At 67.4% G+C, this 23,959-nt stretch carries 21 protein-coding genes and 2 tRNA genes; 12 read left to right on the plus strand and 11 right to left on the minus strand.

Annotated features, from left to right (window positions below):
- Positions 1 to 4: 4 nt before the first annotated feature.
- Entirely contained in the window at positions 5 to 556 is a 552-nt protein-coding gene (locus tag EV643_RS20365) for a GrpB family protein (RefSeq protein WP_133801684.1), read from the minus strand.
- A gap of 155 nt (positions 557 to 711) precedes the next feature.
- Entirely contained in the window at positions 712 to 1,647 is a 936-nt protein-coding gene (locus tag EV643_RS20370) for an acyl-ACP desaturase (RefSeq protein WP_133801685.1), read from the minus strand.
- 176 nt (positions 1,648 to 1,823) lie between these two features.
- On the opposite strand from EV643_RS20370, the gene EV643_RS20375 reads away from it, so the two are divergent.
- Positions 1,824 to 3,509, plus strand: coding sequence for an MFS transporter (locus EV643_RS20375; RefSeq protein ID WP_166665514.1), 1,686 nt, complete (start codon positions 1,824 to 1,826; stop codon positions 3,507 to 3,509).
- Positions 3,510 to 3,658: 149 nt separating this feature from the next.
- On the plus strand, positions 3,659 to 4,318 hold the full coding sequence (locus tag EV643_RS20380; RefSeq protein WP_202869645.1) for a DUF2652 domain-containing protein: 660 nt from the start codon (positions 3,659 to 3,661) through the stop codon (positions 4,316 to 4,318).
- Positions 4,319 to 4,374: 56 nt separating this feature from the next.
- Here EV643_RS20380 and EV643_RS20385 read toward each other — a convergent pair.
- Positions 4,375 to 4,445: transfer RNA gene (locus tag EV643_RS20385), tRNA-Gly, on the minus strand.
- 123 nt (positions 4,446 to 4,568) lie between these two features.
- On the opposite strand from EV643_RS20385, the gene EV643_RS20390 reads away from it, so the two are divergent.
- The 5 genes from EV643_RS20390 to clpX all read left to right on the plus strand — a co-directional run bounded on the left by EV643_RS20390 (position 4,569) and on the right by clpX (position 9,152).
- A tRNA-Pro gene (locus EV643_RS20390) sits at positions 4,569 to 4,641 on the plus strand.
- A 91-nt stretch (positions 4,642 to 4,732) separates the two neighbouring features.
- Positions 4,733 to 6,124: a trigger factor gene (tig, locus tag EV643_RS20395; RefSeq protein WP_166665515.1), complete on the plus strand. Its 1,392-nt coding sequence runs from the start codon at positions 4,733 to 4,735 to the stop codon at positions 6,122 to 6,124.
- 293 nt (positions 6,125 to 6,417) lie between these two features.
- Positions 6,418 to 7,041 (plus strand): ClpP family protease, encoded by a 624-nt coding sequence (locus EV643_RS20400; RefSeq protein ID WP_133801688.1) that lies wholly within the window; start codon positions 6,418 to 6,420, stop codon positions 7,039 to 7,041.
- Positions 7,042 to 7,070: 29 nt separating this feature from the next.
- Entirely contained in the window at positions 7,071 to 7,682 is a 612-nt protein-coding gene (locus tag EV643_RS20405; protein WP_133801689.1) for an ATP-dependent Clp protease proteolytic subunit, read from the plus strand.
- Between the two features lie 174 nt (positions 7,683 to 7,856).
- Complete coding sequence (gene clpX / locus EV643_RS20410; RefSeq protein WP_133801690.1) at positions 7,857 to 9,152, plus strand: ATP-dependent Clp protease ATP-binding subunit ClpX; 1,296 nt, start codon at positions 7,857 to 7,859, stop codon at positions 9,150 to 9,152.
- A 42-nt stretch (positions 9,153 to 9,194) separates the two neighbouring features.
- Here clpX and EV643_RS20415 read toward each other — a convergent pair whose 3' ends face one another.
- On the minus strand, positions 9,195 to 9,806 hold the full coding sequence (locus tag EV643_RS20415; RefSeq protein WP_238165698.1) for an aldo/keto reductase: 612 nt from the start codon (positions 9,804 to 9,806) through the stop codon (positions 9,195 to 9,197).
- Here EV643_RS20415 and EV643_RS46950 point away from each other — a divergent pair.
- Positions 9,792 to 9,932, plus strand: coding sequence for a hypothetical protein (locus EV643_RS46950; protein WP_238165690.1), 141 nt, complete (start codon positions 9,792 to 9,794; stop codon positions 9,930 to 9,932). The two genes, EV643_RS20415 and EV643_RS46950, sit on opposite strands and share 15 nt — an antisense overlap.
- 313 nt (positions 9,933 to 10,245) lie before the next feature.
- Positions 10,246 to 11,649: a glycoside hydrolase family 6 protein gene (locus EV643_RS20420; RefSeq protein ID WP_133801691.1), complete on the plus strand. Its 1,404-nt coding sequence runs from the start codon at positions 10,246 to 10,248 to the stop codon at positions 11,647 to 11,649.
- Between the two features lie 60 nt (positions 11,650 to 11,709).
- Here EV643_RS20420 and EV643_RS20425 read toward each other — a convergent pair whose 3' ends face one another.
- Positions 11,710 to 12,561 carry an SDR family oxidoreductase gene (locus EV643_RS20425; protein ID WP_133801692.1) on the minus strand — a complete coding sequence of 284 codons (852 nt, stop codon included), beginning with the start codon at positions 12,559 to 12,561 and terminating at the stop codon, positions 11,710 to 11,712.
- 131 nt (positions 12,562 to 12,692) lie between these two features.
- On the opposite strand from EV643_RS20425, the gene EV643_RS20430 reads away from it, so the two are divergent.
- Entirely contained in the window at positions 12,693 to 13,592 is a 900-nt protein-coding gene (locus tag EV643_RS20430; RefSeq protein ID WP_133801693.1) for an AraC family transcriptional regulator, read from the plus strand.
- Here the strand turns inward: EV643_RS20430 and EV643_RS20435 are convergent.
- From EV643_RS20435 to EV643_RS20460, 6 genes are all read right to left on the minus strand, one after another.
- Entirely contained in the window at positions 13,584 to 15,692 is a 2,109-nt protein-coding gene (locus EV643_RS20435; protein ID WP_133801694.1) for a beta-galactosidase, read from the minus strand. The genes EV643_RS20430 and EV643_RS20435 overlap by 9 nt on opposite strands.
- 23 nt (positions 15,693 to 15,715) lie before the next feature.
- Entirely contained in the window at positions 15,716 to 16,567 is an 852-nt protein-coding gene (locus EV643_RS20440; protein WP_202869646.1) for a carbohydrate ABC transporter permease, read from the minus strand.
- Positions 16,564 to 17,484 carry a carbohydrate ABC transporter permease gene (locus EV643_RS20445; RefSeq protein WP_133801695.1) on the minus strand — a complete coding sequence of 307 codons (921 nt, stop codon included), beginning with the start codon at positions 17,482 to 17,484 and terminating at the stop codon, positions 16,564 to 16,566. Before EV643_RS20445 ends, EV643_RS20440 begins: the two co-directional genes overlap by 4 nt.
- The gene (locus tag EV643_RS20450; RefSeq protein ID WP_133801696.1) at positions 17,481 to 18,854 is read right to left on the minus strand and encodes an ABC transporter substrate-binding protein; all 1,374 of its coding nucleotides are present in this window, start codon (positions 18,852 to 18,854) and stop codon (positions 17,481 to 17,483) included. The genes EV643_RS20445 and EV643_RS20450 overlap by 4 nt, the downstream gene beginning before the upstream one ends.
- Before the next feature lie 81 nt (positions 18,855 to 18,935).
- Positions 18,936 to 19,994, minus strand: coding sequence for a LacI family DNA-binding transcriptional regulator (locus EV643_RS20455; RefSeq protein WP_133801697.1), 1,059 nt, complete (start codon positions 19,992 to 19,994; stop codon positions 18,936 to 18,938).
- A 135-nt stretch (positions 19,995 to 20,129) separates the two neighbouring features.
- The gene (locus EV643_RS20460; RefSeq protein ID WP_133801698.1) at positions 20,130 to 20,495 is read right to left on the minus strand and encodes a DUF4345 family protein; all 366 of its coding nucleotides are present in this window, start codon (positions 20,493 to 20,495) and stop codon (positions 20,130 to 20,132) included.
- A 131-nt stretch (positions 20,496 to 20,626) separates the two neighbouring features.
- Here EV643_RS20460 and EV643_RS20465 point away from each other — a divergent pair, with 131 nt between their 5' ends.
- Positions 20,627 to 21,550 (plus strand): AEC family transporter, encoded by a 924-nt coding sequence (locus EV643_RS20465; protein WP_133801699.1) that lies wholly within the window; start codon positions 20,627 to 20,629, stop codon positions 21,548 to 21,550.
- Positions 21,551 to 21,747: 197 nt separating this feature from the next.
- Positions 21,748 to 23,733, plus strand: coding sequence for an HNH endonuclease signature motif containing protein (locus tag EV643_RS46500; protein ID WP_255513017.1), 1,986 nt, complete (start codon positions 21,748 to 21,750; stop codon positions 23,731 to 23,733).
- Positions 23,734 to 23,959: the final 226 nt, after the last annotated feature.

Genomic DNA, 23,959 nt, shown 5'->3' on the forward strand with positions numbered 1-23,959 from the left:
GTCGTCAGCAGTCCGACGTTGGGGGTTCCCAGCCGGTCGACTGGGACCATTCGTCGGCGAGGTGGATGGTTTGCCAGATGAAGGGTGCCTTTGCTTCCACGTAGTCGTGGCGCTGTTCTGGGGACGAGAACTGCTTCGCCAATCGATGCTTCAGGTCTGCGTAGTTCTGAGCGTGGTCGGGGTGGGAGCGAAGGAACTCCCGGAACAGGAGTGCGAACTGCTCGGAGAAGGAGCCTGCGCGCCTGACATGGATGTGGGTACGGCGCTCGCCGGGCTGCTCGCGGAAGTAGCGCTTGGTGCGTTCCGGGTTGTCCGGGCGGTAGCCGAACCCGGCCCGCTCGATCGGCAGCCGGAACGCGTCGAGTGGTTCGAACGACGCGACCGAGATCTGGATGTCGACGATCGGTTTCGCGTCGAGACCGGGTACCGCGGTTGACCCGATGTGGTCGATGCGGAGGGCCGTGTCCCCGAGTTCCCGACGTAGCCGTGTTCCGATCGCTGCGAAGATCACCGGCCACGCATCGTCGTACGGGACGACGACGATCCCCTCACTCATGCCGACATCGTCGCACCCCGGCTGATCCGGTGTAATCGCTCGCTGATCGCATGACGCCGGCACCTGCATCCGCGGCGTGGTAAACAGGCGCATGTCGCCTGGGTCTTAGCGCGCCCAGGTCCGAGCGGATAGCGGCATGACAGGTGTTGGCGGACTTATGTCGCCTGTCGGGCCGCCTTCTTGGCGGCCGCCTCCGCGCGTTGTTCGACGAACCGTGTGGCCTGTACGTCGAGGGCATCGACAGCCGCCGCGAGCTCCTCACGCGCTTGCTCGCCGTCGCCGTCCAGGCCCTCGAGCTCGAACACACGCCACTGACGCAGCAGCGGTGTCACGATGTCGTCGTGGTGGATGCGAAGGTCGTAGATTCCGGCCTTGGCCATCTGCACCGCCTTGCGGGCGAACCCGGGGATGATGCTGCCGGGCATCTGGAAGCCGACGACCTCCTCGGTAATGGCGCGCATGGTCTGGCTAGGTGCGAGCTCGAGGGCCGCCGCGACGATGTTCCGGTAGAAGATCATGTGCAGGTTCTCGTCCATGGCGACGCGGGTGAGCAGCTTGTCGGCGATCGGCTCGTTGGTGAACCTTCCGGTATTTCGGTGTGAAACGCGCGTCGCGAGCTCCTGGAACGACACGTAGGCGCATACGTTGAGCAGCGGCTTGTCGCCGGAGTCGTAGCCGGACTCCATGGTCTCCATCCGGGCCCGCTCGAGCTCGTCGGGATCGACCCCCCGCGTGACCAGCAGATAGTCGCGTATGCAGAAGGCGTGCCTGCCCTCCTCGGCGGTCCATCGGTTCACCCACGTGCCCCACGCGCTGTCCCTGCCGAAGGCTCGCTCGACCTCACGGTGGTAGCTGGGCAGATTGTCCTCGGTCAGCAGGTTGACTTCCAATGCGGTGCGCGCGATTGGCGACAACGCCGACTGCTCGACCGACCATGCCTCCCCACCCAGGTCAGCAAAGTCTCGCCCCAGACTCCAGGGCACGTACTCGTGGGGCATCCATTCCTTGGCGGTGGCCAGGTGCCGGTCGAGGTTCGCTGCGACCGTTGGCTCGAGTTCGGCAAGGAGCTGGGCGCTGTCCAAAGCCGTCATGGGGTGTCCTCCCGGCCGCCGAGATGTCTCGTCATGGGGTGCCGCTGCTGAGGGTCCATAGGCTCATGATCCCTCAACAAGCATTCTCCCATCGGCCGTTCCGCGTCTTCGCGGTCCGCGGCATGTGGGTGCGTTTGCGTCGAACGATGCCAGGCACGGAACGGTATCGTCGCCGGATGGCGGGTAAGGGACTCCGGGGCAGGCTGGGCAATGCCGCGGGCGCGTTCACCAGCAACGCCCGAAACCCCAACCTACGCCGCGCCCAGCTCAGCTTCCTCGGGGCCTGGACGGCGGAGTGGGCGTTCACCGTGGGGCTCGGGATCGTGGCTTACCGGGACGGTGGTGCGACAGCCGTCGGGCTGGTGGGACTCCTTCGCATGGCCCCGTCCGCGATCCTGACCCCTCTGTTGTCGCCGCTGGCCGACAAGGGCCGCAGGGAGCGCGTACTGATCCTGGTCTCCGTGCTGCGTGGTGTTGTCACCGGTGCGGCTGCGGTCGTCGTGGGCGTGGGCGGACCGCCGCAGATCGTGTATGTGTTGGCGGTGTTGTCGACCATCGCTGCCACGCTCTACCGACCCGCGCACTCCGCATTACTCCCGTCGCTCTGCCACACCGGATACGAGCTCGCCAGCGCCAATGTGGTCCGTGGGCTGCTGGACGCCGCCGCGACGTTGATGGGTCCGCTGCTGGCAGCGTTGCTGCTGCAGTTCACCGGCGTGACCGTCGTGTTCGCTGTGGCTGCGGGCGCCTCGTTGTGGGCTGCGGCCTTGCTGTTGCGGCTGAACTACGACGCACCTCCGCGGCCGTCTGCCCCGAGAGAGACCAATTGGATGAGGTCGGCCGTCGAAGGCATTCGAGTCGTCAGCGGGAGCCGCGACCTTGCACTCATCATGGGCCTGGCGGCTGCGCAGTCATTCACCCGAGGGGCGCTGACCGTACTCACCGTGGTGGTCGCCATCGAACTGCTGGGGACCGGCGAACCGGGCGTGGGCGTCCTCACCGCTGCCATCGGGGCGGGTGCAGTCCTAGGTTCACTCGCCGCGTCGTTGCTGGTCGGCACTCGGCGCCTCGGCGCGTGGTTCGCCGTTGGGGTGGCCCTCTGGGGTATGCCGGTCACGCTGATCGGCGTCTTCCCACAACAGGTCGCGGCGTGGGGCCTGCTGGCCTGTGTCGGCGTCTGGAACTCGCTGATCGATCTCGGAGGTTTCACGCTCCTGGCCAGACTGGCCGCGGACGAAGTGCTGGCGCGGGTCTTCGGAGTGTTGGAGAGCTTGGTCGCCCTGTCCATCGGGGTCGGAGCGCTCGTCGCCTCGCTGGTGGTCGCCGGGGCCGGCGTACGTCCTGCGCTCGTGACTGTCGGTCTGCTGTGTCCAGTCCTTGCCGTGGCCTCATGGCAGCGGCTGCGAGGAATGGACCGGTCCATCGGCGTGCGAGATGACGACATCGACATGTTGCACAGGGTGGCCATGTTGAACGTCCTGCCCCTGCCCGCCATCGAGCAGCTGGCTCGCGGCCTGGAACCGGTGGACGTGCCCGCTGGTCACGTCGTCTTTCATCAGGGCGACGTCGGGGACCACTACTTCGTGATCGAGTCGGGCGAGGCCGATGTGATCGGGGACGGACAGGTCGTGGCAACGCTCGGTCCGGGGCAGGGGTTCGGAGAGATCGCCCTGCTCCGGCGGATCCGCCGGACCGCCACCGTGCGAGCCACCAGCGAGCTCCGGCTGAAGGCGCTGCGCTCCGACCGCTTCCTCCCAGTCGTGCTCGGCTACACGCCGAGCGCCCGCGAGGCGGGGGTGGTGGTTGACTCGATGCTCGACCGCTTCACGCCCCGTGACGACCCTGAGCAACCGCCTCAATAGCCGGAGATCGGATTCCCGCGGGCCGGTCCACGAGCGGTTCCCGATGCGTTCGACTCCATGTCGACAGTCCGGGGGTGTTGGTACGGTCTCGTATGACGTCTGGGCGTTCGCTTCTCCTCATCGCTGACATCGGCGGCTACACCGACTACATGCGATCCCATCGAATGAGCCTTGCGCATGCCGAGGTCAACACCGCGCGGCTTCTGGAGAAGGTGATCGATGCCGTGCCCGACTTCGACCTGATCGAAATCGAAGGCGACGCGGCCTTTCTCGCTCGTCAGGCCGACACGTTGGACAGTGACGCAACGGTCGCCCTGACTCTCCAGGCCGCCATGGCCATGCACCGGGCGTTCCACCTCGAGCGGCACTATGTCGCGACCAACCTGTGCCCGTGCGCCAGTTGCACTCAGGCGAACAACCTGAAGCTCAAGTTCGTCGCGCACGTCGGCGAGGTCGCCACCCAGACCATCAGGCAGCGGCGCAAGCTCGTCGGGATCGACGTCATCCTCGTCCATCGGCTGCTGAAGAACCCTGTCAAGGTTCCCGAGTACCTGCTCCTCTCCGAGGAGCTCTACCAGACCGCAAACACCCCGATGCCTGGTCCCGCGCACGAGGTGTCTCAGGACCTCGAAGGGATCGGCCCGGTTCGGGCGTACTTCGTGAACTTGGCGGACGTCCCGGGTGCACTCCCTCCCCTGCCGGAACCATCCTTGCTCGCACGCGTCGGGAGAACCTTGGCCGTCGCCGGCTCCGGCCTGCCGCACATGCTGGGCTTACGCCGCGGACGTCGTACCGCCTCCGCCTTCTGACGTCTGCCGTGCCCCCGGCCACCGAATTCCTGTGGCTGGGGGCCTTTCGTGTTCCGAGCGGGTGACGAGAATCGAACTCGCGTAGCCAGTTTGGAAGACTGGGGCTCTACCATTGAGCTACACCCGCGGGCGCTCCCGAGGGAGTGCTCGGACATGATTCCACATCGGGGTGGTCCGGCTCAAAATCGGGGTCCGGGTGGGTGGGGTGCGCGAGCACTGGTCCGCGTCCACTAGACTCGTGCGGTCACTGCGGGGCGTAGCGTAGTGGCTAGCGCGCCTGCTTTGGGAGCAGGAGACCGCAGGTTCGAGTCCTGTCGCCCCGACAAACCCTGCAGTAACCCCCTGCAGTACCCCGGCAGCGGGGCCTGCGCGGCCCGTGCTGTGCAACGTCATCAACCAAGGAGAACCGCCACCGTGAAGAGCACCGTCGAGTCCTTGAGCCCGACGAAGGTCCGGCTCATCGTCGAGGTGCCGTTCGAGGAGCTCAAGCCGAGCCTCGACGCGGCGTACCAGAGCATCGCCCAGCAGATCGTCGTCCCGGGCTTCCGCAAGGGCAAGGTTCCGCCGCAGGTCATCGACCAGCGGGTCGGTCGCGCCCCGGTGCTGGAGGAGGCGATCAACGACGCGCTGCCGAAGCTCTACTCGCGGGCGGTGCAGGACAACAAGGTCAAGGCGATCGGCCGGCCCGAGGTCGACGTGACCGAGTTCAACGACAAGGAGAACCTGCAGTTCTCAGCCGAGGTCGAGGTGCGGCCGGAGATCACGCTGCCCGACCTCGAGGGGATCGAGGCCGGTGTCGAGGACATCGCGATCAGCGACGACGAGCTGGACGAGCAGATCGAGTCGCTGCGGCAGCGGTTCGGCTCGCTGAACCCGGTCGAGCGCGCGGTGCAGGACGACGACTTCATCACCCTGGACCTGTCCGCCAGCAAGGACGGCGAGAAGGTCGAGGAGGCGCAGGCCACCGGCCTGTCGTACCAGGTCGGCAGCGGTCAGCTGCTCGACGGCCTGGACGAGGCGGTCATCGGGCTGAACGCCGGTGAGACCAAGACCTTCGTCACCCAGCTGGTCGGCGGTGAGCTGAAGGGCGAGGACGTCGACGTCGAGGTCACCGTGACCGCGGTCAAGGAGCAGGAGCTGCCGGAGTTCGACGACGAGTTCGCGCAGACCGCGTCGGAGTTCGACACGGTGGCGGAGCTGAAGGCGGACATCCAGGGCCGGCTCGAACGCGGCAAGCGGCTGGAGCAGGCCGGCGACGCCCGGGACGCGGTGCTGGAGAAGATCCTCACCCTGGTCGAGGTGCCGGTCCCCGAGGGCCTGTTGACCGACGAGCTCGCGGCCCGCAAGGAGAACCTCGAGCAGCAGCTCGGCTACTCCGGGATGACGTTCGAGCAGTTCCTCGAGGGCGAGGAGCAGACCGAGGACGAGTTCAACGAGGACCTGAAGAAGCGGTCCGAGGACGCGATCAAGGCTCAGTTCGTGCTCGACCTGGTGGCCGAGCAGCAGGAGCTCAGTGTCAACGACCAGGAGCTGACCGAGCACATCGTCCGGCACGCGCAGCGATCCGGGATCAGCCCGGACCAGTTCGCCCAGCACGCGGTCGAGAACAACCTGGTGCCGAGCCTGGTGTCCGAGGTCGTCCGCGGCAAGGCGCTCGCGCACCTGGTCGAGAACGCGAAGATCACCGACGCCTCCGGCAACGTGGTCGAGCTGAAGACCCTGCAGCCGGACGGCACCTACCTCACCGAGGCTGACGCCGCCGATGCCGACGCCGAGGCCCCGGCCGAAGAGCCCGCCAAGGCCTGACGAACACCAGCGATCGGCCCGGATCCACTCGGATCCGGGCCGATCGCCGTTTCCAGAGCATTCGAAGGCGCCGGTACTGCCGGGGTGCCGGGCTGGTGCCGAGCGCGCCGGTACGACGGGGTGCCGGGCCGGTGCTGACTTGCTGCTCGGGACTCGTGGGTGGAAGTCGTTGACCGTATTCCCGGTGCCGGCAGGGCTTTCGGGAATTCGCTCTGGGCAGACGGGGTGCGCCGTGAGCGAACACTTGCCGACCGGCCTTAGGTCTGTCGCCCCGGACCAGTAATGTCGGCTTCGTGAACGAGACATTTGCAGCCAGCCCCACCGCCGCGGGCGGCAACGGATCGGGCGGCCTCGACGACCACATCTACCAGCGCCTGCTGAGCAACCGGATCATCTTCCTGGGGTCCGAGGTTCGCGACGACAACGCGAACGCGATCTGCGCGCAGATGCTGCTCCTCAACGCCGAGGACCCGAACAAGGACATCTGGCTGTACATCAACTCCCCGGGTGGTTCGGTGGACTCGGGTATGGCGATCTACGACACCATGCAGTGGATCTCCAACGACGTCGCCACCGTCGGGATGGGCCTGGCCGCGTCGATGGGGCAGTTCCTGCTCTGTGCCGGCGCGAAGGACAAGCGGTTCGCCCTGCCGCACGCGCGGATCATGATGCACCAGCCGTCCGGCGGGATGGGTGGTACGGCTTCGGACATCAAGATCCAGGCCGAGCAGTCGCTGCACATCAAGGCGCAGCTGTTCAAGCTGATCGCCGAGCACACCGGCCAGCAGCTCGAGCAGGTCGAGAACGACGCCGACCGGGACCGCTGGTTCACCGCCGAGCAGGCGAAGGAGTACGGCTTCATCGACCACGTGGTCGCCAGCGCCGCTCAGCTCAGCAGCGGCAGCCCGAACTCCTGATCTCCCACTCAGCCAGGTAAGGACAAACCATGAACTACTTCATCCCGCAGTGGGAGGAGCGCACGTCGTACGGCATGCGCCGGATCGACCCGTACACGAAGCTCTTCGAGGACCGGATCATCTTCCTCGGTACGCCGATCACCGACGAGATCGCGAACGCCGTGATGGCGCAGCTGCTCTGCCTGCAGTCGATGGACTCCGACCGCGACATCAGCATCTACATCAACTCGCCGGGTGGCTCGTTCACCGCGCTGACCGCGATCTACGACACGATCCGCTACATCAAGCCGGACGTGCAGACGGTCTGCCTCGGCCAGGCCGCCTCGGCCGCCGCGGTGCTGCTCGCCGCCGGGACCCGGGGCAAGCGGCTGGCGCTGCCGAACAGCCGGATCATCATCCACCAGCCGGCCACCGAGGGTACCTACGGCCAGTCGAGTGACATCGAGATCCAGGCGAACGAGATCCTCCGCCTCCGCGCGCTGCTGGAGACGATGATCGCCGAGGCCAGCGGCAAGCCGATCGAGGAGGTTTCCCGCGACATCGAGCGGGACAAGTTCCTCACTGCCGACCAGGCGATCGAGTACGGCCTGATCGACGACGTTCTGCAATCGCTCAAGTCTCCGGTCCCGGCCGGCGTCTGACCCGTCGCACGACCCCCCGGTCCCGCTGTCAAGAGGGTGCCGCGTTCGCCAGAGGCGTAGTCACAACGCGGCGATACGGACGGCGTTTCGGCCCTCGGCACGGTACCGTCGAAATCGGGGCCGGGGGTGTGGTGCACGGTCCGGTTCGACTGCTCAGAGAAGGGATCTGTCCCGGTGGCTCGCATAGGTGACGGCGGCGACCTGCTGAAATGCTCGTTCTGCGGAAAGAGCCAGAAGCAGGTCAAGAAGCTCATCGCCGGTCCTGGCGTCTACATCTGCGACGAGTGCATAGATCTCTGTAACGAGATCATCGAGGAGGAGCTGAACGAGGGCTCCGAGGTCGGACTCACCGAGCTGCCCAAGCCGCGGGAGATCTACGACTTCCTCAATGCGTACGTTGTCGGACAGGACGTAGCCAAGAAGGCACTCGCGGTAGCGGTCTACAACCACTACAAGCGGGTCCGCGACGGTCAGGGCGGTTCCACCGCCGGCCGGCACGCGAAGGACGAAGCGGTCGAGCTGGCCAAGTCGAACATCCTGCTGATCGGTCCGACCGGTTGCGGCAAGACCTACCTCGCGCAGACCCTGGCCCGGATGCTCAACGTGCCGTTCGCGATCGCGGACGCGACCGCGCTGACCGAGGCCGGGTACGTCGGCGAGGACGTCGAGAACATCCTGCTCAAGCTGATCCAGGCGGCCGACTACGACGTCAAGAAGGCCGAGACCGGGATCATCTACATCGACGAGGTCGACAAGATCGCCCGCAAGAGCGAGAACCCGTCGATCACCCGGGACGTCTCCGGCGAGGGCGTGCAGCAGGCCCTGCTGAAGATCCTGGAGGGTACGACGGCGTCGGTCCCGCCGCAGGGTGGCCGCAAGCACCCGCACCAGGAGTTCATCCAGATCGACACCACCAACGTGCTGTTCATCGTCGGCGGCGCGTTCGCCGGGCTGGACCACATGGTCGAGCAGCGGGTCGGCAAGAAGACGCTGGGCTTCAACACGGTGCGCGAGTCGGAGAAGCCGAAGGAGCTCGGCGGCTACGCGGATGTGATGCCGGAGGATCTGCTGAAGTTCGGCCTGATCCCCGAGTTCATCGGCCGGCTCCCGGTGATCACCACCGTCTCCCCGCTGGACCGGGAGGCGCTGATCAAGATCCTGTCCGAGCCGAAGAACGCGCTGGTCAAGCAGTACCGGCGGCTGTTCGAGATCGACAGTGTCGAGCTGGAGTTCAGCGACGACGCGATCGACGCGATCGCGGACCAGGCGCTGCTCCGCGGCACCGGCGCTCGCGGTCTCCGCGCGATCATGGAAGAAGTGCTCCTCAACGTGATGTACGAGGTGCCGAGCCGCGAGGACGTCGCCAAGGTCGTCGTCACCGGCGAGGTCGTGCTGGAGAACGTCAACCCCACCCTGATCCCGCGCGACCAGATGGAACGCAAGCGGGAGCGTCGCGAGAAGACCGCCTGAGCCTGCGCTGATCAAAGCAGGCTGATCAGGGCAGGTTGATGATCAGCGCTGGACCGAGTCGCTGAGGATCGCGTCGGTCGCCGCGAGCAGGTCGGGGTCCAGCTTGACTCCCGAAGCCTGCACGGAGTCGGTTAGTTGCTCGGGCCTGGATGCACCGACGATGGCCGAGGTGATCCCGGGCCGCTGAAGTACCCCCGCGATCGCCAGCTGCGCCATCGACAAACCGGCATCGGCCGCGAGCGGACGCAACCGCTGCACCCGCTCGAGCAGCTCCTCAAGCAGCCGGGCGATGAACTCCGACCCGGTCGCATCGGTCGTGCGCGATCCATCGGGCACCGGCCAGCCGGGGGGATACTTCCCGGCCAACACACCCTGCGCGAGCGGCTGGTAGACCAGCTGCCCGATGCCCTCGCTCTGGCACAGCGGAACGATGTCCATCTCGATCGTCCGGTGCAGCATGTTGTACTGCGGCTGGTGCGCGACGATCCGGTCGAGCCCGAGGCCGTCGGCGATCTTCAACGCCTCCTCGATCTGGTCCGCGGTCCACTCCGACACCCCGACGTACAGGACCTTGCCCTGGCGGACCAGGTCGTCGAAAGCACGGAGGGTCTCCTCCAGCGGCGTCTCCGGGTCGAACCGGTGTGCCTGGTACAGGTCGACATAGTCGGTGCCGAGCCGGCGGTGTCGAAGGTGCTGATCCCGGCGTCCAGCGCGGACCGGGTGCAGGCCAGCGCCTGGTCCTGGTCGAGCTGGGAACCGTGGGTGATCCAGTTGCCGTAGGCGATCTCGCTGACCTTCAGGCCGCTCCGACCGAGCCGACGGTGCTGCATCGGGCCGTCCTTTCCAGAGGGCTCGGGCGTGGTGACCGGGCGACCCGGTGACCGCTGAACTGGGAGCGCTTCCAGGTGGAGTCTAGGGACTCGGTGGCAAGCTGTGAAGTCCTGGACCTGGTGCGATTCAGTCGCTCCTAGGGCCTTGACGCCCGCCGGGGAACTCCGACAGCATGCCTGTTGACGCCGCTCGATCCGGTGAAAACTGAAAGCGCTCCCGGACTGTCTTCCGCCCCTTCTCCTCAAGACAGGAGCAACGCACCATGAGATGGATCACCCGAGGCCTGGTCGCGGCCGGCCTCGTTCTAGCGGTGGGCCTGCCGTTGTCGCAGGGCGCCTCCGCGGCCACCGAACTCCTCCAGAACGGCACCTTCACCACGAGTACGGCCAGTTGGTGGAGCAGCGGCAACACCCCCATCAGTGTGGACGCCGGACGGCTCAAGGCCGTCGTTCCTGGTGGTACGGCGAACAAGTGGGACGCAATGCTCGGCCAGAAGGCGCCCGCGATCCCGCTACACCAGGGCCGGAACTACACCCTGTCCTTCGACGCGTCGGCCACCGCGAGCCGCCAGCTCCGGACGACCGTGCAGCAGAACGCGGATCCGTACCCGGCGACGCTCGACAAGCTGTTCACCGTCGGCACCACGGTCCAGCACTTCTCGTTCCCGTTCACCAGTTCGATGGAGACCACGATCGGCGAGCTCACCTTCCAGCTTGGCGGGCTGGCCGGTGGCGGCTACACGGTCTACTTCGACAACATCTCGCTCACCGACAACACCGGTGGCAGCGCGGCCGGCAACCCGCTCGAGATGACCAGCGGCTTCTACGTCGACCCGAACTCGAACCCGGCCGTCTGGGTGCGGAACAACCCGAACGACTCCAGGAAGGCGCAGATCGAGTCCTCGATCTCGACCAAGCCGATGGGCCGCTGGTTCGGCAACTGGAGCGGTGACATCGGTGCCTCGGTCGGCGGATTCGTCGGCGCGGCCGATGCGGCCGACAAGTTGCCGGTCCTGGTGGCCTACAACATCCCCGGACGGGACGCGTGTGGCGGTCATTCCGGTGGCGGTGCGGGCTCGCCGGCGGCGTACCGGAGCTGGATCGCGGCGTTCGCCTCGGCGATCGGGAACCGTCCCGCGGTGGTCATCATCGAGCCGGACTCGCTCGGCGACTTCAACTGCATGAGCCAGGACGCGATCAACGAGCGCAACGGCATGCTGAGCTACGCGATCAACCAGTTCAAGGACAACGCGCCCAACACCTGGGCCTACCTGGACGGCGGTAACGCGGGCTGGGTGGCCGCCGACGTGATGGCCCAGCGGCTGGTCGGCGCCGGCGTCGCCAATGCGCGGGGCTTCTCGGTGAACGTGTCGAACTACTACACGACCGCCGCGTCGGTCAGCTACGGCAACGCGATCAACGGCACCCTGGCCACCGACAAGCCGTTCGTGGTGGACACCAGCCGCAACGGCAACGGTCCAGGCAACGACTGGTGCAACCCGCCCGGACGCAAGCTGGGTGCGGTTTCGCAGGTGGGCGGTGGCGCCGAAATGCTGCTGTGGGTCAAGGTTCCGGGCGACTCCGACGGGTCCTGCGGGATCGGCGCCGGCATCCCGGCCGGGACGTTCAGTCCTGACCTGGCCATCCGGTTGATCACCGGCACCTGAGCGTGACAGCGCCCGGGCCCCGCGCTGGTCGCCGCGCGGGGTCCGGGCACCTTCAGCCGATCAGCCCTTGAGGGCGGCGGCGATGGAGTCGGCGATCGGGGTGGTCGGGCGGCCGATCAGCCGGCTGAGGTCGGAACCGCGGCCGGCCAGCAGGCCCCGCTCGATCGCCTGGTCCACGTTGGCGAGAATCCCCGCGAACCGCTCGGGCACACCGGCCTGGGAGAGGATCCCGACCAGCGCTTCGGCCGGAACGTTGTTGTAGGCAACGGTCTTCCCGGACTGCTTCGACACCTCGGCGGCGTACTCCTCCAGCGACCAGCCGACATCCCCGTTCAGCTCGTACGCCTTCTTCTCGTGACCCTCGCCGGTCAGTACTACGGCCGCGGCCGCCGCGAAGTCGAGGCGGGAAGCCGATCCGATCCGGCCTTCGCCCGTGGCACCGACGACACCGTGCTCCAGTTGGACCGGGAGCTGGGCGGTGTAGTTCTCGTTGTACCAGCCGTTGCGCAGGAACGTGTACGACAGGCCCGAGTCGAGGATGGCCTGCTCGGTCGCCTTGTGGTCGGCGGCGAGGTCGAAGTCGGCCTCGGGGCCGCCGAGTACGCCGGTGTAGGCGAGGCGGGCGACGCCGGCCTCCTTGGCGGCGTCGATCACGGACTTGTGCTGGTGGACCCGTTCGGGGTCCAGCCCCGAGATGAGCAGGACGGTGTCGCCGGGGCGGAACGCGGTGGCCAGAGCGGCTGGGTCACCGTAGTCGGCGATCCTCAGCTCGACGCCACGGGCCGCGATCCCGGCCGCCTTCTCCGCGTCGCGGACCACCGCGACGACCTGGTCGGCGGGAACCCTGGTCAGCAGCTCGTCGATGACGAGGCTGCCGAGCTGGCCGGTGGCTGCGGTGACGACAATGCTCATAGCTTCTCCTGCTTCCTTGGACTTGTTGAGTGTTCAACACCTAAGATAGGCAGGGTCGTGAAGCGGATCTATGTCCATCAGGCTTTGATTTATGTCTGATCGTCTTGATCGCGTGGAGTATGATGCCCGGTATGGATGTTCTGGCCGATGTCGTCGCCGCGATGCGGACCGGGCCCGCCACGTCCGGGCGGTCTGAGGTTCGGGCGCCGTGGGGCCTGCGGTTCGCCGACTCGTTCGGCGCGGCCTTCCATCTTGTGCTGCAGGGGAGTTGCTGGCTGGTGCCAGGCGATGGCTCGGCCCCGGTCGCGCTGGGGCCCGGGGACGCAGTGCTCATGCCGCGCGGGCTTGGGCATTCGCTGGTCGATCGGCCTGGTTCACCGGTGGTCGACTTCAACCCGGAGGTTGAGGTGCTCGGCGGTCAAGGCGCCCGGTCGCTGCTGCTCTGCGGCACCTACCTGCTGGATCGGCACCGCCCGCACCCGGTCCTCGACAACCTGCCCGACGTCGTCCACGTCGCGGCCGATCCCGGCCGGCACCGGACGCTGCACAGCGCGATTGGGATCCTCGGCGAAGAGCTCGACGCGAACCGGCCGGGTGTGGCCGCTGTCGTGCCCGCCCTGGTGGACGCCCTGCTGGTGCTCATCATCAGGGCCTGGATGGAGGAGCGAAACTGCCCGACCCAGAGTGGCTGGTCCCGGACGCTGACTGACATTCCGGTGGCCCGCTCCCTCGAGCTGATCCACTCCGAGCCGGGCGCTTCCTGGACCGTTGCCGACCTCGCCGGGCAGGTCGGGCTGTCCCGCGCGGCCTTCGCCCGCCGCTTCACCGAGGCCGTCGGCGAACCGCCGCTCACCTATCTGTCCCGCTGGCGGATGACGACGGCCGCCCGCCTGCTCCGCGACGAGGACCGGTCCCTCGCCGCGGTCGCCAAGCAGATCGGCTACACCTCGGAGTTCGCTTTCGCCAAGGCGTTCAAGCGTGACTTCGGTGTTGCCCCCGGCACCTATCGACGGCAGACCGCGTCAGTCTGATCCGAGATCTGATTCGACGTCTGATTCAAGGTCTGATTCAAGCAGTACCCGCACGTCCCAGGCGCCGAGTTCGAGTTTTTCCCCGACACCGTGATCGGTGTCGGCGAGTACGTCGTGGACACCGACCGGGAGGTCGATCCGAGCCGGGTCCCATGACCAGTTGTGTACGAACCGCAGCCGCCGGCCGTCCGTGCTCGTCGCCGAGGTGACCGTCACTCTCGACGGGAGATCCGTCCAGCCGGCTGGCGCGATCCACCGGAACAGGGCGATCGCGAGCGCCGGGTTCGGCACCGTCCCGACGTACGTGATCCGCCCCTCGCCGTGAGCCTTGCTGGTGATCGCGGGCCAGCGGCCGAAGTGCGGATGCTCGTACCCGGCCAGTACGTCGGCGCCGTCGAGCTGGAGTCCGTCGGCCCATCGCGTTGCGGCCGTGTCGTCGTCGAGGTCGAGTGGTGACCCGGCTGCGGCCGTGACCTTCAACTCGTTGCCGAGGTTGCTGAACTCGTCGTACCTGACCCCTGCGGCTGCTGCGAGTCGCGCCGGTTGGGTCTCCGTCCGGGCTCGCGCCTCGTGGTCCGCGTAGGCAGTGCGCGGACCGACAACCAGATGCCCACCGGCCGCGGCGTACGCGATCAGCTGGTCGAGCAGGGAGTCCTCGGCGAGGTACAGACCCGGTACGACGAGTACGGGGTGCTCCGCGGCCAAGTCCTCGGCGGATCCCGTGAACTGGCTTGTGTGGAGGATCCGTGTTTGCAGTCCGGCGTCGAACGCACCGCGATAGAACGGGTCGAACAGCCCGTGGTATGACCGATCGTCCGGGCTCCCGTCGGGCTGGGAGAGCGGCGGGTACTTCTGCATGAGCCACTTGCTCGGCAGGGAGTACAGCATCGTCACGTCGCTGTCCGGGACCAGATGGGCGACCAGCGAACCGGCGGACTCCAGTTCGGCACCGAGGCGCGCGAGCTGCTCGTAGGTCCGGCCCGGCTCGCCGTTGTGGGGGAGCACTCCACCCCAGTACGTCTCGGCGCCGAAGTGCAACGTGTGCCAGTGCCAGTACTCGATCATCTTCGCGCCGCGGGAGATCAGTGCCCACGCCGCCTGCCGCCACTGCCCGTCGTACGCCGGCCGGTTGTCCCACGGATACCCGATCGACTGGGCGTTCGTCTCCGTGACCAGGAACGGCTCCTGCTTCGACGAGTACATCCGGTCCGCGCTCTGGTACAACGCCCAAGTACTCCGCGTCGTCCAGTTCTGAAGGGCCGACCCGGCCTGGGGATGCAGCAGCCCGTCCTGCATCGCGTAGTACGGGTTGCCCGCGGTCACGTCGAGGCGGCGTACCAGGTCGTCGTCGGCCTGGGCCGGGCGGTCGTAGGAGATGCACGTGGTGACGAACTGGTCCGGCCCGGCGTACTCGCGGACGATGTCGGCCTGCCAACCGATGAACTCGGTCGTCTGGTCTGCCTGGAACCGCCGCCACGCGACGTCGTACTGCGGTTGCCAGTTGCCGTCCGGCGTCCACAGATCCGACCAGTCGGACAACCGGTGGGACCAGTAGACGAGCCCCCACTCGTTGTTCAGGGTCTCCACGTCGCCGTACGCGTGCCGCAGCCGATCCACGAACCGCTGGAAGACACCGTGGTTGTGGAAGAGCTCGTTCCCCGGTTCGTTGTCGACCTGGAATCCGATCACGGCCGGGTGGTCGGCGTACCGGGCGATGATCTTGCGAATCACCCGCTCCGCGTGGAACCGGAATCCCGGGTGGGTGAAATCGACCTCTTGCCGGGCGCCCCACGGGATCCGTTGACCGGTCTTCCGTTCACCCGCGATCTCCGGGTAGAGCCGGACCAGCCACGGCGGTACGGCGTACGTGGGGGTGCCGAGCACGACGGCGATACCGCGTTGATGGGCGCCGTCCAGGACGGGTTGCAGCCAGTCCAGGTCGAAGCGGCCGTTCTCCGGTTCCCAGGTCGACCAGACCGACTCGCCGACCCGGATCACCGAGAACCGGGCCTGCGCCATCAGATCGAGGTCGCGCTCGAGCCGGTCGTACGGCTGGTATTCGTGGTAGTACGCGGCTCCGAAGAGCACCCGTTGGGGCACGGTTTCTCCTATGTTTTAAGGGGTTAGCCCTTGACGCTGCCGGTCGACAGGCCGGACTGCCAGTACCGCTGCAGCAGCAGGAAGGCGGCGATCAGCGGGATGACCGACAGCAGGGATCCGGTCACCACCGAGGACAGCAGGGCGCCGGTCGAACCACTGCCGCCGACGGACTGCGACGACCAGGCGGCCAGTCCGACCGTCACCGGGTACAGGTCGGGGTTGTTGAGCATGATCAGCGGCAGGAAGTAGTTGTTCCAGGTCGCCACCAGGGTGAACAGCAGGACCGTCACCAGACCGGGTGCGAGCATCCGCAGCGCCACCTGGAAGAAGATCCGGAATTCGCTCGCCCCGTCGATCCGGGCCGCCTCGATGATGCCGTCGGGGATCGCGTCGGCGGCGTAGATCCGCATCAGGTAAAGGCCGAACGGGCTGACCAGCGAGGGCAGGATGATCGCCCACGGCGTGTTCACCAACCCGACCTTGCTGAACAACAGGTACGTCGGGATCGCAAGCGCCGTAGTCGGCACCATCACCGAGCCGAGCACCAGTCCGAACAACACGCCGTTGGCGCGGAACCTGTACTTCGCGAAGCCGTAGCCGCCGAGTGCGCAGAGGAACGCGGCCCCGCCTGCACTGACGACGGAGTAGAACACCGTGTTCGCCATCCAGCGCGCGTACACGGAGCCGTCGTACGTGAGGGTCTCGCGGATGTTCGTGAGCAACGAGAAGTCCTGGCTGAACCAGAGGCCGAAGCTGGAGAACAGGTCGCCGGTCGTCTTCGTGGACGCGACGACCAGCCAGAACAACGGCAGCAGGAAGTAGACGAACAGCGCGATCATGCCGAGCGTGAGGGTGTTGCTGCGTCGGTCTGTCATGCCCGGCTCCTCCGGTTGGTCACGAACAGCACCGTGTAGGAGGCGATCACGATCACCAGGCCGAGCAGGAACGAGACGGCCGCGGCGTAGTTCACCTGCTGTCCGGTGAACGCGAGCGTGTAGGCGTAGAGGTTGGGTGTGTACGCGCTGTCGATCACGCTCGGCGCCAGTCGTTGCAGCAGATTCGGTTCGGCGAACAGCTGGAAGGTGCCGATGACGGAGAAGATCAGGCAGAGCACCAGGGCCGGCCGGATCGCCGGGATCTTGATGCTCCACGCTGTCCGCCAGGCGCCGGCCCCGTCCACCGCCGCCGCCTCGTAGAGTTCGTGCGGGACGGCGCGGAGCGCGGCGTACAGGATGATCATGTTGTAGCCGACGAACTCCCAGGTGACGATGTTCGCCATCGAGCCGAGCATCCAGCCGTCGGACAGGAACGCCGGCGCGGCCGTGCCGACCTTGTCGGCGAGCTGCGCGAACGGGCCGAAGTCCGGTCCGTAGAGGTAGCCCCACATCAGGGTGGCGACCACACTCGGTACGGCGTACGGGAGGAAGATGCCGAGCCGGAACACCTTGGCGAACCGGAGCAGCCCGCTGTCGATCGCGAGCGCGGCCAGCAGCGCGATCGCCAGCATGGTCGGCACCTGGATGACGAAGAACCGGGCCATCCGCAGGACGCTTTCAATCAGCCGGTCATCCTGCAGCGCGGTGACGTAGTTGTCGAGGCCGGAGAAGACGGTGCCGCCGACCAGCCGGTCCTGGAACAGGCTCAGGTACGCCGCGTATCCGAGTGGCAGGACCAGCATGGCGACGAACACCAGTAGGAACGGCGCGACGAACAGGTAGCCGGTGGCGGCGGGGTTGGCGGAGCTCGCGCCCCGCCGCACCCGCCGTACGGGCCTTGGGCTGTCGGTTTTCATGGTCCGACCTTGAAGCCCTGGTTCTGTGCGTAGGTCGTGATCCGGGACTGCCACTGGTCGAGAGCTGCGCCGGTGTCCGACTTGTCGGCGAACGACTTGCCGACCGTCTCGTCCCAGTCGTTCACGGCTTGGTCGAGGAACGGTGGCCACTGGAAGTTCGTGTCGACCGTGCCGCTGATGTCGGCGAAGATCTGGTTCACCGTCTGGCCGCCGTAGAAGGCCGGCTTCTGCTGGACGAACGCCGGGTCGGTCAGCAACGCCTTGGTGGCTGGGAACAGGAACTGCTGGTTGGCGAACATCTTGGTCGACTCGGTGTCGGTGTTGAGGAACTCGGCCAGCTTGGCTGCCGCGATCGGGTTCTTCGTGCCGGCGACGACGGCCGTGGTGGAACCGCCCCAGTTACCCGACACCTGCTTGCTCGCGTCCCACTGTGGCAGCGGCGCGGCCCGCCACTTCCCGCTGGTGGACTTGGCGCTGCCGGTCAGGAAGACCGGACCCCAGGCGGCCGTCAGCCAGGTGGCGTACTGGCCGCGGTTGAGCGCCTGGAACCACTGGTCGGTGAAGTCGGGGTCACTCGACACCGCGCCTTCCTTGATCAGGCCGTTCCAGTAGGTGCCGAGCTTCTTCGAGTTCTCGTCGTTCAGGTTCACGTTGACCGAGTCGGCGCCGGTCACCTCGAACGGCTTGACCCCGGCCTGCCAGAGCAATCCCATCCAGACGCCGTTCTGGTTCGAGGCGAGGTTGGTCATGCTGACTTTGGGGTCGGCGGCGTGCAGTTTGCGGGCCGCGGCGGCGAACTCGTCCCAGGTCTTCGGGACCGTGATGCCGTGCTTGGCGAAGATGTCCTCGCGGTACAGCATCCCCATCGGCCCGGTGTCCTGCGGGATCGCCCAGACCTCGCCGCCCGCGCCCTTCACCTGGTTCCAGGTCCAGTCGACGAACTTGTCCTTCAACGCGTCCGCGCCGTACGGACGAAGATCCACCAGGCTCTTCGTGATCGAGAAGGTCGGGATGTACTGGAACTCGATCTGGGCCGCGTCCGGTGCGCCGCTGCCGGCCTTCAACGCGGTCCGGAGCTTCGTGTACTGCGGTTCGCCCTGGCCCGCGTTGACCACCTTCACCTTGATCGCGGGGTACTTCTTCTCGAACAGTGCCACCTCCTTGCTGATGTCCGGCACCCAGGTCCAGAAGGTGAGCTCGGTCGGGGTGGTCATCGCCTTGTCGATGTCGGCCTGGCTGACGGCCTGGACCGGGGCGCTGCTCGACTCGTCGTCGCCGCCACCGCAGGCCGCGAGAACGAGGCTGACGGACAGGGCGAGGGCGGTGCCGACGACTGTGCGTCGACGGATTGAACGGGAACTTGTTGGCACTGGAGTTCAACTCCTCAGGGAGGTGGCAAGGCTGCGCCCTGGTCCCCAGGCATCGGCCCGGGACCTCGTCGGTTTGACGGGTCAGGGTCGGGCCGGTGTGCGAGGGGTGGCGGTCGACTGACGGATGATCGGCCGGAGCGACGGTGGCTCCGGGGTGGGGGATCGGTCGCCGGTAGGCTCCTCGATCTCCTTGACGAGCTTCGCGATCCCGCGTTCGACGTACTGGTCGAAGTTCTGCGGGATGGTGGTGAGTGGTGGGTTCAGGTACTCGGCGGCCGGGATGTCGTCGAAGCCGACGATGCTGACGTCGCCGGGGACGGTCCGGCCGGCCTCGGTGAGCGCGCGGAGCACACCGATGGCCATGTCGTCGTTGGCGGCGAAGATCGCGGTGACCTCGTCGTTCGCGGCCAGCTCGCGGCCGGCCTGGTAGCCGGAGGCGGGGGACCAATCGCCTTCCAGCAAAGGCGGTTCCTGGGCTCCGGCAGCGGCCAGCGCCTGCCGCCAGCCTTCGAGCCGGTCGCGCGCGGCCCACCAGCGTTGCGGGCCGGCGATGTGCCAGACGGTGCGATGCCCGAGCTCGAGCAGGTGCTCGGTGGCGGCGCGCCCGGCGGTCACGTTGTCGCCCCCGGTGATCAGGATCGGGCGTGCGCTGAGACCGGGGAAGTCGCCGAAGCTGAGCACCGGGATGTCGAGCTTGATCGGCTTGCCCGCGCCTTCGTCGATCGGCTCGGACAGGATGATGCCGTCGACGCCTTGTTCCAGCAGGTGGTCGACCGCGCCGGCGACGCCGCCGGCATCACCTTCGAAGGTGTTGACGACGCTCATCGAGTAGCCGGTACTGCGGAGTGCGCGTTCGATGCTCACGAGTTGGGTCGACGGGCCGAACAACGCCGTACCGAGGGAGACGACGCCGATCCGTCGGGTCCGGCCCGAGTTGAGCGCGCGGGCGGATTCGTTGCGGCGGTAACCGAGTTCGCGGACGGCGGCCAGGACGCGGAGGCGGACTTCTTCCTTGACGTACGGCTCGTCGTTCAGCACCCGCGACACGGTTTTCTGGGAGACGCCGGCGAGCTTGGCGACGTCCGTGCTGCCGGGGCGACGGGTGCGACCGCCCTCCGGTGCCGGTTTCGCGTTGCTCATCCTGGCCTCCTGTGCGGCAGGGGTGCTCTGTATCTGGGTTCTTCTGACTGCGTAGTCAGAATGTTGTCTACGTAGTCAGAAACGTCAATGGCTCGTCTGTGTTGAGGCATTGTGGTTACCGGACCGTTATCTGCGTCAGCTGACTGCGAACCACAGCAGGGCGGCCGCTGCGAGCTCGACCCAGAAGTAGAACCAGATGGGGTAGAAGGCCGTCGGGCGGTCGAAGATCCGGCCGACCAGACGGCCGAACGCCATGCCGGTCAGGGCGATCGCGATCGCGACGACCGCGCCTTGGCGGATTCCTCCGATGTTGGTGGCCGCGGCGATGAGCAGTCCGGCGACGGCGACCCCGAATCCGCCGTACACGGCTCTGACCTCTGTCCGCGCTTCGCCGGATGGCAGTTCGATCCGGAATGGCCGCACCAGCGCGGCCGGCGCCGCGAGTCCGAGCAGGCCCATGCCGGCGAAGAACACCGCTACCGCGACAATTATTGCAACCATTGCAAGAGAGTAGCGTTGATAGTCGGGTCCCGTCATTCGGGACAGCGCTCGGCGGTCTGGCGGGCGCCGCTTAGCATCGGTTGCGTGACGAAACCATTGAGCGCCAGATGATGCTGAGCGCCTGACCGCCGGTGTCTGCTGTCGTCGCTGCCTTCGTCGCTCTGGTTGCGGTTGCCGTGCTTGGCTACTTCGTCGGCCGGTTCGGCGTACTGCGGGCTGAGGATGAGCTGGTTCTGTCCAGGCTGGCGTTCTTCGTGGCGACTCCTGCTCTGCTGTTCACCACTGTCGCCCGGGCGGACCTGAGTGCGATCTTCTCGCCGGTGCTGGCGACGAATCTGGCCAGCTTGTTCGTTGTCCAGGTGCTCTATCTGCTCGTGGCCGCGGTGATCTGGCGACGTACCAGGGGAGAGGCGACGATCGGCGTACTGGCTGCGTCCTACGTGAACGCCGGAAACCTCGGCATACCGGTCGCGGCGTACGTGCTGGGCTCCGGCGCGTTGGTGGCGCCGATCGTGCTCTTCCAGTTGCTGGTGATGGCGCCGGTCGCGTTCGCGATCCTGGACGGCGACCGGCAGGGATCCGGCCGCCGTGTTTCGTGGCGCACGGTCGTCACTCGCCCGCTGCGGAACCCGCTGACTGTCGCTTCGCTTGTCGGCCTGCTGGTCGCTGCTGTGGGCCTCGAGCTCCCGGCGATGCTGATGCGCCCGATCGACCTGGTCGCGGCGGCTGCAGTGCCGGTGGCTCTGGTCGCCTATGGGCTTAGCCTCAGTGGGGCGCGGGATTCCATCACGCTCAGCCGGGATGTGGTGCTGGCGGTTGTCCTCAAGACCTTCGTCCAGCCTGCTGTGGCCTGGGCCGTGGGCCACTGGATCCTCGGCCTGGAAGGCATCGCCCTCCTCGCACCTACGTTGCTGGCTGCGCTCCCTACCGCTCAGAACGTCTACGTCTACGCCGTCCACTACCGCTCAGCCCAAACCCTTGCCCGGAGCACCGTCCTCCTCAGTACCCTGCTCTCCATCCCCGTCATGACGGCCATAGTCGGCCTCCTCGGCTAGGTGCCCTCGCGCATGCCTGTGGACAGTGGCAGGAGCTTGCCATTCATGGATCCCTTACCTGAGTGCCGTGCTCGCCGGCGGCCTCCTCGGCGCGCTGGCCTGTGGATAGTGGCAGGAACTTGCCAATCCTCAGATCCCTTATAGATAAGGCCTTCTGAGCTCAGAAACTGTCGGCGGCGCCATCTAGGCTCTTCGGTATGGACAGGTGGTACGAACGGCCCGCGTGGTCGATGACCGGCAGCGACAAGCTGACGGCCCTCGACACACTGCAGGCCGACCTCACCCGCCTGTCCACCCGCCGCCTGGAGTTGCTGGCCGCGTTGGACACCGACGGCTACGCCACCGAAATCGGCGCCCGCGACACCGTCAACCTGATCGCGATCCGCCACCGCCTCGATCCGACCGAGGTCCGCCGAGACCTCAAACTCGCCCACGCCCTTCCCAAGTACACCGCCGTCAACGCCGCCCTCCACACCGACCCCACACCACCCGACACCGAAACCCCAGCACCAGCAGAGGAAACCGCGACCGACGTGACGGCGAACGCGACGAGCGGCGAGACGTCTGCGCACGCGGAGGCGACCGCCGACGCCGACCGGGACGGACCGACGGCGGCAACCGATGCGGATGCGAACACAGCGGCGGGCGCGGACGCGGCGGAGCAGACCGAGCACGCGGACGCGGCGGAGCAGATCGAGCACGCGGACGGGGCGGAGCTGGATGGGGAGCCGGCGGCCGGTCCGCTGGTGCTGCACCCTGGGCAGGCGGCCGTGATTGTCGATGCGCTGGACAAGATCCCGTCGTCGGCGCGGGTCTCGGCCGAGTCCCTGCGGTTCGCTGAGGAACAGATGGTGAAGGCCGCCCAGGTGTTGCCGCCCGGCGAGCTGCGCAAGCTCGGCCGGGAGGTCCGCAACCGGCTCGACACCGACGGCCCCGAACCGGCCGAGAAGCGCGCCGCGGCGAACGAACGGCTGTGGTTGAAGCGGACCGACGACGGCATCAAGTTCGGTGGGTTCCTGGCCGGTGACAACGCGGAGTTGCTGCAGACGATGGTGTTCGCCAACTCCAAGCCCCACAAGACCCCCGACGGGCAGCGGGACCCGCGCAGCCGCGGGAAACTCCAGGCCGACGGCCTCACCGACATCCTGCACACCGCCGCCGCGACCGGTGCCGCCCCGGCCCACGGCGGCATCAAGCCCCACATCACCGTCACCATCTCGCTGGCCGACCTGCTCGCCGGCACCGGCACCGGCGACCTGGCCCACGGCGGCACCCTGTCCGCGGCCGCGATCCGCCGGCTGGCCTGCGACGCCGGCATCATCCCGCTGGTCCTCGGCGCGAACTCCGAGCCCCTGGATGTGGGCACCGAGGAACGGTTCGTGAACCGGGCGATGCGGCGTGCGTTGAACGCCCGGGACAAGGGCTGCGTGGTGTGCGGCGCCCCACCGGCGATGTGCGAGGCCCACCACCTCGTGCACTGGGCAGAAGGCGGCCCGACCCGCGTCGACAACCTGGTCCTGCTCTGCAAGCGCCACCACATCGACGTCCACCACGGCCACTGGACCATCACCATCACCAACGGCCACCCGGTGCTGTCCCGCCCAGACTGGGCCACCCCCGAACCAACCCGGACCCCCACACGGACCCGCACCACCACCCCAACCAAGGCCCAGGCTCCGACCCCAGCTCCGGACCCGTGGGCCACCAGCCCACCCGATCCGACGCCACCTGGCAGCCCAGCCACACATCCGGACAACCCCACCGATCCAGGCACCCTAGCCGCCGGGCAAAACGACCATGCCGCGAATTCGGCCACCAACGGCACCGGGCTTCACGACAACGCCGCCGGACATCATGGCAACGCCGCAGGGCCTCCGGACCACGCCGCGGGATCTCAGGACCACGCCGCGGGGCTTCGGGATAGCGCCGCCGGGTCTCGCGACCGCGCCGGGTCTTGGGGCAACGCCGCCGGGTCTTGGGACGACGCCAGCCGACCAGTGCACGCACGCGCACACCCGCCGGGCCAGGCTGTCCACCGTCTTGGCGACAGCGCTCACCCCCTCGGCGACGCCATCGATCAGCTACGTCGCGACTTCGCCGACTATCCGGACCCTTGGGCCGACCCACCGGCACCGCCGCCCGGCGTACCGCTCCCGCCCGGTTCACCGGTTCCGCCTGACTGAGTGCATCTGCCGACCCACCGGCGTACCGCTCCCGCCCGGTTCACCGGGTCCGCCTGCCTGAGCGGTTCCGCCGCCCGGTTCACCGGTTCCGCCTGACTGAGCGCATCTGCCGACCCACCGGCACCGCCGACCGGCGTACCGCTCCCGCCCGGTTCACCGGGTCCGCCTGCCTGAGCGGTTCCGCCGCCCGGTTCACCGGTTCCGCCTGACTGAGCGCATCTGCCGA

This window comes from Kribbella caucasensis, assembly GCF_004361855.1.
Lineage (GTDB): Bacteria > Actinomycetota > Actinomycetes > Propionibacteriales > Kribbellaceae > Kribbella > Kribbella caucasensis.